We start from the raw sequence: 725 nt of genomic DNA on the forward strand, positions 1-725 counted from the left end.
CGTCTGTATATTTCGTAGTACTGTCATTTTGCAGCCTTGATGATTGCGGTCGTTGATGGAGGAACAGAGCTGTGATCGCCGCCGACCACAAAACCATCCTGAAACTGGACATCAAACGTCGTATGCATATTGAGGACAGCGCGCCGTGCTTGGGTCCCATGTACTTTTAGGACCAGCGGACCCGGGCTCGGTGCATTCTCTACCCAATATTTACCCAGCAGCGACACCAGATAGGTGCCGTAGGACACTGCCTTGGTATCTGTGCGCAGCACCATGAATTCTGGATCACGGCCTTTCTTGTGTAGTAGTACACACGAATCGACGGGTCCAGTGATCTCGTTAGTGCTGTCTCCAAACTGATGCAGGTTGTAGTGCTGCCACAAACCCGGCTCGATTTCTGGGCGCATCCATTCGTAAAACTTGTTCAGGTCTAGGCTCATGGGTGTGGTGCGTAGTTAGTGAACAGATAAAAAGTAACGACAAGTCCGGAGAGCGCGCCGAGCAGGACCCAGCGCATTTCACGGTGACTTGCATCGAAACATGATCCAAGCGCTCCGAACAAGCCGCCCGCGAGCGCCCCAATAGCAAGCGAGATCATGCCAATGATCGCATAGAAATACCAGCCAATCCCAGCTAATATCAGATGCAGCAGTGCCAAGAATCCTTCCATTATTTAGACCACCTTACCTTTCGATCCATCGAGCAACTTCAACACATCGATCATG

The 725-nt window shown here is 51.3% G+C and carries 2 protein-coding genes; both read right to left on the bottom strand.

The features are described 5' to 3' along the window. Positions 1 to 23: 23 nt before the first annotated feature. Positions 24 to 407, bottom strand: coding sequence for a hypothetical protein (locus tag AC1RPN_RS07980; RefSeq protein WP_429616320.1), 384 nt, complete (start codon positions 405 to 407; stop codon positions 24 to 26). A gap of 29 nt (positions 408 to 436) precedes the next feature. Then, a complete protein-coding gene (locus AC1RPN_RS07985) occupies positions 437 to 670 on the bottom strand; it encodes a hypothetical protein (protein ID WP_289863264.1) in 234 nt (77 codons plus the stop codon). Positions 671 to 725: the final 55 nt, after the last annotated feature.

It is taken from the genome of Dellaglioa sp. CoH-57-MRSF-20 (assembly GCF_056781955.1).